Raw genomic sequence first — 10,000 nt, forward strand, 5'->3', positions numbered from 1 at the left:
GAGGCAGATCAGACAGATCTGGCGCAGCAGAAAGATATTAGTGTAGGCGTATTACAAACAGCCAGTTTTTGCGCGGAACTGCAACAGCAATTTCCGAATGTTAAAATTAAAGTCTTTGATACAGTGGATCAGATGATTGAAGCTGTCTTAAAAAAGCAACTCTTTGGCTTTTTAGCTTCAGAGGTAGTAGTTCGCAACAGATTGGCGCAGAGCAATAGTCAGGAGTTGTTTAAAGAGTTCCCGGGTATTCGTTACGAATCGGCGGTTTATTCACTTATCCGTCCGGATGACAACAGGTTGTATCAGAGCATTCAGCAAGGTTTTTCTCAAATCAGTCTTGATGAAATGATTGAGATTGAAAGACGTTGGTTGGGTAAAGAGGCTGGAGGGTATTTTCAGAAGTTCCGCGATAAAGTTCCACTGACCCTGGCTGAGCGCGAGTGGCTTAATCAGCATCAGCAGATTAGAGTCGGTGTGATGAGTAACTGGAGGCCTATTGAGTTCACCGATGAAAATGGCAAGACTCAAGGGATCACCTCAGATGTACTGGAACTTTTAAATCAACGTTTAGAAGTGCAGTTTGTGCCACAAGCCTATGACGATTGGACACTTTTACTGGAGGATTTTAAAGCCGGAAAATTGCAAATGGTAGCGAACATTTCTGATTTGCCGGAGCGGCGTAGTTTCAGCGCATTCAGTCTGGATTACTGGACTTTACAATGGATACTGATAGGGAAACACGATGCGAAATTTGAGGCTAGGGTTGCTCAAATGCCAAGCCAGCGTATTAGCATCATGCGTGATTATCAGTTTATGCAACAATTCAAAAAAGATTTTCCTCAGCATCAGGTGATTGCTGTGGATAGTTTAGAAGAAGGGTTGGAGTTGGTTGCCTCTGGTCAGGCAGATTTTGCTTTGGATACTGTGGTGGCTTCTGGCATTGCAATACGAGATCCTCGCTATGTTAATCTGCGGGCTTATCTGCCAACAGATTTACCTGTGTATCCTTCCTATTTTGGCGTGCACAAAGAGCTTCCGGAATTATTAGTGATAGTGAATAAAGGCCTTAAGACCATCAATGATGCCGACAGAAAAAGCTTGCTGGATAAGTGGCTGAATCTAGAAATCAAACAAGGGCTGGATCAGAGCAGAGTGGTCACCTTGGTGTTGCAAATAGCTGGCCTGTCATTGATCGTGATTGTTGGCTTCTTAATCTGGAACTTCTCCTTGCGCCGTGAAGTGAATCTGCGCCGAAAAGTGGAAGAGAAAATGCGTTTTATGGCAGGGCATGATGACTTAACTCAATTACCCAACCGCAGCCTATTGATTGAGCGCCTGCAAACCGCTTTACATCAACATGCCAGACATAATGAGATGTTGGCGCTGATGTTTATCGATTTAGACGGTTTTAAGCAAGTTAATGATCAATACGGTCATGATCTGGGGGATGAAATGCTGGTTAAATTGTCCGCTATTTTGAGTCATTGCGTTCGTAAAACCGACACTGTAGCCCGGTTTGGTGGCGATGAGTTTGTAATTTTATTGACGGGCTTAGTAGATAGAGATGATGCTGCTATAGTGGCAGAAAAGATCTTACTCTACTTGCAGGAACCACTGGCCTTATCGGTTTGTCAGGCCAGCGTAGGCGCCAGTATAGGCATTGCAATTTATCCTCATGACGGTACAGATGCTGCGACTTTGTTAAAGTCTGCTGACAAACTGATGTATCAGGTAAAACAGCAGGGCAAAAGCCAGTATCGTTTCAGCCGATAGACACATCCAGAGCAAATAAAATTTAATTCAGCCTCATCAACTGGCTTTAAGGGCAGTGACATTAATCGTCTTTTCTATATAATTAGCGCTCATTTTCGCAGGCAGATTAAAGTTCGACTGAAAGGATAAGTTAATGCGTAGCCATTATTGCGGTTCATTAAAGGCAGAAAACATTGGTCAACAGGTGTCATTGTGTGGGTGGGTGAATCGCCGCCGTGACTTAGGTGGTTTGATTTTTATTGACCTGCGCGACCGCGAAGGCCTGGTTCAAGTGTTTTTTGATCCCGATTTAACTGACTTATTCACCCAAGCCGCTGATTTACGCAACGAATATTGCGTACAGATAACTGGTACGGTGCGCGCGCGTCCAGAGTCTCAGGTCAATGCTGAGATGGCTACAGGTGAAGTGGAAGTGTACGCATCCAGTCTGACTATTTTGAATAAATCAGCGCCTATTCCGCTGGATCCAAACCAGAACAACAGCGAAGAACAACGTTTAAAATACCGTTACATTGATTTACGCCGTCCTTTGATGAGCGACCGTTTAAAGTTCCGCGCTAAAGTAACCAGTTTTGTCCGTAATTTTATGGACAGCCAGGGCTTCCTGGATGTGGAAACTCCAATTCTGACCAAAGCGACCCCTGAGGGCGCCCGTGACTATTTAGTGCCAAGCCGCACTCACAAAGGTCAGTTCTTCGCGTTGCCACAATCACCTCAGCTGTTTAAACAATTGCTGATGATGGCGGGTTTAGACCGTTATTACCAAATCGTAAAATGTTTCCGCGACGAAGACTTACGTGCTGACCGCCAACCGGAATTCACTCAGATTGATATCGAAACCTCATTCATGACTTCTGAGCAAGTGATGGAAGTCACGGAACAGATGGTGCACCAAATGTTCCTTCAGCTGTTGAATGTCGATTTAGGCAAAATGCCACGCATGACCTACAACGAAGCCATGCGTTTATACGGTTCAGACAAACCGGATCTGCGTAACCCTATGCAGTTTGTTGACGTCGCCGATTTAGTAAAAGACGTCGAATTCAAAGTATTCTCTGGCCCGGCCAATGATAAAAAAGGCCGCGTGGTCGCGTTAAAAGTGCCAGGCGCCGCAGAGAAAGTCTCGCGCAAAGACATCGACAATTACACTGCTTTTGTAGGTATTTACGGTGCTAAAGGCCTAGCCTGGTTAAAAGTGAACGACATCAATGCCGGCGCTGAAGGTATTCAGTCACCTGTAGCCAAGTTCTTAACGCCTGAAATTATCAGTGAAATTTTAAAACGCACTGAAGCTGCCACTGGCGACTTAATTTTCTTCGGCGCAGACAGCTATAAAGTAGTGTGTGAAGCTATGGGCGCTTTGCGTCTGAAGTTAGGCGAAGATTTAGGTTTAACAGTGCCGGGCTGGAAACCACTGTGGGTTGTCGATTTCCCAATGTTTGAAGAAAACGATGATGGTAGTTTCTCCGCTGTGCACCACCCATTCACTTCGCCTTTGGACACTGCAGAATTCCTGGCGACCGAAATGGACAAGCTGGATCACAGAGCCCTGTTGTCCAACGCCTATGATATGGTGTTAAACGGTACTGAGTTAGGTGGTGGTTCTGTACGGATCCATACGCCGGATGTGCAGGCTAAAGTATTCCAGTTGCTGGGTATCAGTGATGAAGAGGCGGCTGAGAAGTTTGGTTTCTTGTTGGAGGCTTTACGTTATGGTGCACCTCCACATGCAGGTTTAGCTTTTGGTTTAGACCGTCTGGTGATGCTGATGACGGGCGCGAGCTCAATCCGTGACGTGATGGCGTTCCCAAAAACTGCCACTGCAGCTTGTCCGCTGACAGATGCACCAGGCGAAGCTAATCCGGCTCAACTGGCCGAGTTGGGCATTCAGGTGGTGAAAAAGCAATAAGTCCTGATGTAGGACTTTTGAAGGTACAGAGCGCTGAGCACAGCACTCTGATCTGTGATTGACATTTAACTATCTGGAAGCGGCTTTTGCCGCTTCTTTTTCATGGAGTATGCACATGGCTGGTCATAGTAAATGGGCTAACATGAAGCACCGTAAGGCTCGTCAGGATGCCAAACGAGTGAAAATTTTTACCAAACTTATTCGTGAGCTGACGGTGTCTGCCCGTATCAGTGCTGATGTGGATGCCAATCCACGTTTACGCACTGCAGTGGCCAAAGCGCTGCTAAATAATATGACGCGGGATGCGATAGACAGAGCGATCAAACGTGGTGCTGGTGAGCAGGATGGCAGTAACTACGAAGAGCTGGTGTACGAAGGTTATGGTCCTTGTGGCGTTGCCATAGTAGTGGAAACCCTGACGGACAACCACAAACGTACTGTAGCTGATGTGCGTAGTGCTTTTACCAAATACGGAAATATGGGCACCGCTGGCTCTGTTAGCTATTTATTCAGTAAAAAAGGCATGATTTCTTTTGCGCCCGGATTATCAGAAGATCAAGTACTGGACATCGCACTAGAGGCTGGCGCTGAAGACGTGGTTAGTCATGAGGACGGCAGCATTGAAGTGATCACCAGTCCGGACAGTTTTAACGATGTACGTGAGGCGTTGGAGGCTGCAAAACTTGTCGCGGATGATGCTGAAATCACTATGGTTCCCTCTGTAAAAGCCGAAGTAGATGCAGAACATGTGGTGAAGTTTTTTAAACTGATCGACATGCTGGAAGACTTCGATGATGTACAAAACGTCTATCACAATGCCGACATTGCCGATGACGTGATGGCGTTAGTGCCTTAATGGCTATTATCCTGGGTATAGACCCCGGCAGCCGTTTAACTGGCTACGGGGTAGTGCGCCAGACTGGCCAGAAATTTGAATACATTGCCAGTGGTTGTATTCGTCTGACGCTAAACGATATACCTGATCGGTTAAAGCAAATATTTGATGGTGTCAGCGAAATTATTCAGCAAACCCAGCCTGATGTATTTGCGATAGAGCAGGTTTTTATGGCACGAAACCCTGACTCGGCGTTAAAGCTCGGGCAAGCTCGTGGTGCTGCGATAGTGGCGGCGAAAAATGCTGGGCTTGAAGTGTTTGAATATTCGGCCCGTCAAGTGAAACAAGCTGTAGTAGGTACTGGTGCTGCAGATAAAACTCAGGTGCAGCATATGATCCGCACCTTGTTAAAATTGCCCGGCAATCCACAAGCCGATGCTGCCGATGCCCTTGCCGTGGCTATGTGTCACGGGCATACTCACCAAAGTTTATTGCATATGGCAGGACAGGCTACCAAAACAGTAAGGGGCCGCCTGCGCTGATTTATCTGTATTCCGGAGCTTTTGACTGTGATTGGATTATTACGTGGTGTTATTTTAGAAAAACAGGCGCCGGATTTATTAATTGACGTGGCTGGTGTTGGCTATGAAGTGCAGTTGCCATTAACCAGTTTCTACAAATTGCCTGACGTCGGCAAAGAAGCTGTGATTTACACTCATTTTGTGGTGCGGGAAGATGCGCAGCTTTTATATGGCTTTCATACCAGTACAGAGCGGGCTTTGTTTCGTCAACTGATTAAAGCCAATGGCATAGGGCCTAAGTTAGCTCTGACTATTTTATCTGGCCTTTCGGCTCAGCAGTTTGTCCGTTGTGTGCAACATGACGATATCAGTACCCTGGTTAAACTGCCTGGTGTAGGTAAAAAGACGGCAGAACGCTTATTGATAGAGATGCGTGATAGGTTAAAAGACTGGGGGCTGAATATTAGTACTCCGGTGACTGACCACTTAGTGCTTGCCGGCGACGAAGTGGATTCGTTTGAACTGGTTGAAAGTGCTGAACAGGATGCAATCAGTGCGTTAGTGGCTCTGGGTTATAGCCAGTTGCAGGCCAGCAAAGCAGTACAAAAAGTGAAACAGGCCGATATGAGCAGCGAGCAGCTAATCAAGCTGGCGTTGCGCAGTATGATTTAACGCAGATTTAATCAGGATTTCCCATGATAGAAGCCGATCGTCTGATCGATACCAAAGCCAGTCGCGAAGATGAGCTGATTGACCGCGCCATAAGGCCAAAATCTCTGGCGGATTACACAGGTCAACCTCATGTCAAAGAGCAAATGGCGATCTTTATCGAGGCAGCCAGGGGGCGGGGTGAGCCTTTGGACCACTTGTTGATCTTTGGCCCCCCTGGTTTAGGGAAAACCACCCTGGCTATGGTGGTCGCCAATGAAATGGGGGTCAATATTAAAAACACCTCAGGTCCTGTGCTGGAAAAGGCTGGTGATTTAGCGGCGCTTCTGACTAATCTGGAGCCCAACGATGTGCTTTTTATCGATGAAATCCACCGTTTAAGTCCTGTGGTTGAAGAGATTTTATATCCGGCAATGGAAGATTATCAGTTGGATATTATGATCGGCGAGGGGCCTGCAGCGCGCTCTATCAAGCTTGAACTCCCCCCTTTTACCTTGATAGGCGCTACCACCAGAGCCGGGGCTTTAACATCACCACTGCGAGACAGGTTTGGCATAGTACAGCGGCTTGAGTTTTATAAAACTGAAGAGCTGGCACAAATCATTTTACGTTCTGCTCATTACCTGAATTTAGAACTTGAATTACCCGCTGCTACTGAAATAGCAAGGCGCTCACGCGGTACCCCCAGAATCGCCAACCGCCTTTTAAGGCGAGTTCGTGATTATGCTCAGGTCAAATCTGCGGGGCTGGTTCCTGTCGATATAGCTTCTGCTGCTTTGCATATGGTGGACGTAGATGCCAGTGGGTTTGACTATATGGACCGCAAATTGATGCTATCCATTATTGAAAAGTTTGGTGGTGGTCCTGTAGGACTGGATAATCTGGCTGCAGCGATAGGCGAAGAAAAAGAAACCATTGAAGATGTAATCGAACCTTTTTTAATTCAACAAGGTTTTATCCAACGTACCCCACGAGGCCGTATCGTCTCGCCAGCCGCCTACAAACACTTTGGTTTTGATTTACCTGAATCGAATTAAGTAATGATCGAAAATCAATTTACACACAAATTCGTCAGGAACGAATTTGAACAGCTTCAGCTGGCCTGATAAGGCGAGGGCAAGGATAGCCCGAGTAAAAACGTCAGGAACGAATTTGAACAGCTTCAGCTGGCCTGATAAAGCGAGGGCAAGGATAGCCCGAGTAAAAACGTCAGGAACGAATTTGAACAGCTTCAGCTGGCCTGATAAGGCGAGGGGCAAGGATAGCCCGAGTAAAAACGTCAGGAACGAATTTCACTCACATCGTCCATGATGTTCGCCTTCGGCAGCTTAAGCTGTGAAAAACAGCTATCCTACTGTTTTTTGAACATCGGAGTGCAACGACGATGGCCCGTAGGGCGAAGCCGGAATTAGCATTGCCAACAGTTTGGCAATGCACGGCTGAGCGCCAGTGGCTCTGTCCACTGGCCGGATGGAACCATGTGGGAAGGCAAAAAATCGTCTGGAGCGATTTTTTACACGGGAGCGAAGCGACGGTGGCCCGACCGGGCATTTTGCAGGAAAGCAAAATGTAAAAAAAAGCCCGCTAAATTAGCGGGCGAATGCAACAAGTTGAAGTAAATCTTCAAAATCCAGGGAACATGTTGAGAAGCAACACGACCATCTTCAAACAGACAATCACATCACCATGTATTCATCACTAAAGTCGGGCACAGGGGCCGCAACCTTTGCGCTAGCTCAGAACACGGGCGCATTTTAGGGAGTTAGTGTAAATACTTCAAACTAGAAAAATTGAGATTTGGGATTATATTTTCTAATCTGAATAAATATGTGTTTTGTGCGAATTTTAAACTGTTTCATCTGATCACTATGCGGTAGGCCTTGATAATTAAGGTAGACTGAATGGGCTGCCGATTTTTCACGAATTACTATTTTTTAGACAAATTTTGATGGTAGGACAAAAAAAGCTATTAGTCGCTGATTTTTCCCCATTTATCGTGAACAGGAAACTTTTCGAAAAAATCAGTACCCTAGCTACTTTGGTGGTTAAATACTGAGCTTAACGTAAAATATTTTTGACTGTGGCATCGCCAGCCTGTTGAGTTCGGCTGTGGCCTCCAATATCATAGCGACCAATTTGGGTGACAAAATAGTATGATGTTACAAGCCTTTGAATTTCCGGTCAGAGTATATTACGAAGACACTGATGCCGGTGGCGTAGTATATTATGCTAACTATCTGAAATTCTTTGAAAGAGCCAGAACTGAATGGCTACGAAGCTTAGGCATAGAACAAGACAGTTTACTTCGTCAGGATATAGGTTTTGTGGTGAAAAGTGTCCAGATGGAGAACCACAAGCCAGCAAGGTTTAACCAGCTTTTGTTGGTAAAAAGTGAGATTAAGCAGTTAAAAAAGGCCAGTTTGGTATTTTGGCAAGAAATCTACAACGCAGATGCACAATTGCTTTGTTCAGCGCAGGTTAGTATAGCTTGCGTAAAACTATCATTAATGAAAGCGAGTGCAATACCTCGCGATGTTTTAGGGGTGTTATCAGGTGACAGGCGGACTATCAGTTCTTGATTTAATTCTTCACGCTAGTGTAGTAGTGCAGCTGGTTATGCTGGTTTTACTGAGCATGTCTGTGATGTCGTGGGCCATGATCATTCAGCGAAATAAGGCTCTGAGTGCTGCCGTTGAAGAAACCAAGCAATTCGAAGATAAATTCTGGTCAGGTATTGACCTTTCAAAGTTGTACAACGAAGTCAGTGCGAAAGTCACGGTGACAGGTGTTGAGGCATTATTTAAAGCGGGCTTTAAAGAGTTTGCCCGTTTACATAAAAGCAGCCGCCAGTCCGGTGCGGTGATGGAAGGAACCCAGAGAGCAATGCGTGTAGGTTTGTCACGTGAAGTAGAACGTCTGGAAACCCACCTGCCGTTCTTAGCTACTGTTGGATCGATCAGTCCTTATATCGGACTGTTCGGTACAGTCTGGGGTATCATGAATTCCTTTATCGCTTTAGGCGCGGTGCAACAAGCGACATTAGCTATGGTTGCTCCAGGTATTGCAGAAGCTCTGATTGCAACGGCTATAGGTCTATTTGCCGCTATCCCGGCTGTTATCGCGTACAACAGGTTTTCTCATAAAGTAGAAATGCTGGAAAGCGCGTACGCCAACTTTGTTGAAGAGTTCGCCAATATATTGCACCGTCAGGCTATGGCCAGCGGAGAAAATAACTAATGTACGTCCGTAAAAAGCGCCGTATGGTGGCAGAGATCAACGTAGTCCCTTATATCGACGTGATGCTGGTTCTGCTGATTATTTTTATGGTAACAACGCCAATCATCACACAAGGCGTAAAAGTAGAATTACCTAAGTCAGATGCAGAACCCATTGAGCAAATGAAAGATGGTAAGACGCCACTTGTTGCGACAGTGGATGAGGGTGGCTTGTATTATTTTGAGAAAGATGGCGTAAATAAAGGCCCTTTTAACGCTCAGGAAATGCAAACTGAAGTAGCTGGCACTCTGCAGTTAGAACCTGGCACCCAAGTGATCATTAAAGGCGACGGCCGCGTAAACTATGCTGCGATCATTCAGCTGTTGAATTTGCTAAAAGACGCTGGCGCTCCTTCCGTTGGTTTAATGACTGACGATGTGGAGCAAAAATAAGATGGAGCCAGCGTTTAAGAAGTCGCTGATCATCTCAGGTGCTTTACATGTTTTAGTAGCAGTGTTGCTGTTTGTTAACTTCAATTTCTTTAAAAATGAAGAAATTTTGGTTGTACCAATGGCGGGTGATTTAAGTGCGCCGCTGAATGCGACAACGATCGATCAATCGCAGTTTGATGAACTGAAAGAGAAAAATCAGCAAAAAAAGAAAGCTGAGGAAAAGCGCAAGAAAGATTTAGAAAAGAAGAAGCAGCAGGAAGAGCGTGATAAGCGTCTTGAAGAGCAGCGTCTGAAAAAACAGGAACAAGAGAAAAAAGAAGCCGAAATCGCTGAGAAAAAAGCGGTTGAAGAAAAGAAAAAACAAGCCATAGAAAAAGAGAAACAACAAAAGCTTGCTGCTGAAAAGAAAAAGAAAGATGACGAAAAGAAAAAGCAGCAAGAGATAGAGAAGAAGAAAAAGGAAAAAGCAGCAAAAGAAAAGGCCGCAAAAGAAAAAGCTGCCAAGGAAAAAGCTGAAAAAGCCAAAGCTGAGCAAGAAAAACGTGAACGCGAAGCGGCAGAAGAAATGTTGGCGGAGCAGTTGGAAGAGGAAGCGGAAGCTCGCCGAGCAGCAAAAGCAGGCCAG

The 10,000-nt window shown here is 45.7% G+C and carries 10 protein-coding genes; all 10 read left to right on the top strand.

Annotated features, from left to right (window positions below):
- Positions 1-1,773 (top strand): diguanylate cyclase (locus LDL40_RS01250; RefSeq protein ID WP_300992907.1); only part of this gene is annotated, 1,773 nt, incomplete at its 5' end.
- Positions 1,774-1,906: 133 nt separating this feature from the next.
- Entirely contained in the window at positions 1,907-3,682 is a 1,776-nt protein-coding gene (aspS, locus tag LDL40_RS01255) for an aspartate--tRNA ligase (RefSeq protein ID WP_300992909.1), read from the top strand.
- Positions 3,683-3,797: 115 nt separating this feature from the next.
- Positions 3,798-4,538: a YebC/PmpR family DNA-binding transcriptional regulator gene (locus tag LDL40_RS01260; protein ID WP_300992911.1), complete on the top strand. Its 741-nt coding sequence runs from the start codon at positions 3,798-3,800 to the stop codon at positions 4,536-4,538.
- Complete coding sequence (ruvC, locus tag LDL40_RS01265; protein ID WP_046520634.1) at positions 4,538-5,059, top strand: crossover junction endodeoxyribonuclease RuvC; 522 nt, start codon at positions 4,538-4,540, stop codon at positions 5,057-5,059. The genes LDL40_RS01260 and ruvC overlap by 1 nt, the downstream gene beginning before the upstream one ends.
- A 27-nt stretch (positions 5,060-5,086) precedes the next feature.
- Positions 5,087-5,710 (top strand): Holliday junction branch migration protein RuvA, encoded by a 624-nt coding sequence (ruvA, locus tag LDL40_RS01270; protein WP_300992914.1) that lies wholly within the window; start codon positions 5,087-5,089, stop codon positions 5,708-5,710.
- A gap of 23 nt (positions 5,711-5,733) precedes the next feature.
- Positions 5,734-6,744: a Holliday junction branch migration DNA helicase RuvB gene (gene ruvB / locus LDL40_RS01275; protein ID WP_300992916.1), complete on the top strand. Its 1,011-nt coding sequence runs from the start codon at positions 5,734-5,736 to the stop codon at positions 6,742-6,744.
- Between the two features lie 1,116 nt (positions 6,745-7,860).
- Positions 7,861-8,286, top strand: coding sequence for a tol-pal system-associated acyl-CoA thioesterase (gene ybgC, locus LDL40_RS01280; protein WP_300992918.1), 426 nt, complete (start codon positions 7,861-7,863; stop codon positions 8,284-8,286).
- Positions 8,261-8,944, top strand: coding sequence for a protein TolQ (tolQ, locus tag LDL40_RS01285; protein ID WP_367304288.1), 684 nt, complete (start codon positions 8,261-8,263; stop codon positions 8,942-8,944). Before ybgC ends, tolQ begins: the two co-directional genes overlap by 26 nt.
- Positions 8,944-9,375 carry a protein TolR gene (gene tolR, locus LDL40_RS01290; RefSeq protein WP_300992923.1) on the top strand — a complete coding sequence of 144 codons (432 nt, stop codon included), beginning with the start codon at positions 8,944-8,946 and terminating at the stop codon, positions 9,373-9,375. Before tolQ ends, tolR begins: the two co-directional genes overlap by 1 nt.
- A gap of 1 nt (position 9,376) precedes the next feature.
- The coding region (locus tag LDL40_RS01295; protein ID WP_300992925.1) for a hypothetical protein at positions 9,377-10,000 on the top strand (624 nt) is incomplete at its 3' end.

Origin of the sequence: Rheinheimera sp. (assembly GCF_020217005.1) — a bacterium.
Taxonomy (GTDB): Bacteria; Pseudomonadota; Gammaproteobacteria; order Enterobacterales; family Alteromonadaceae; genus Pararheinheimera.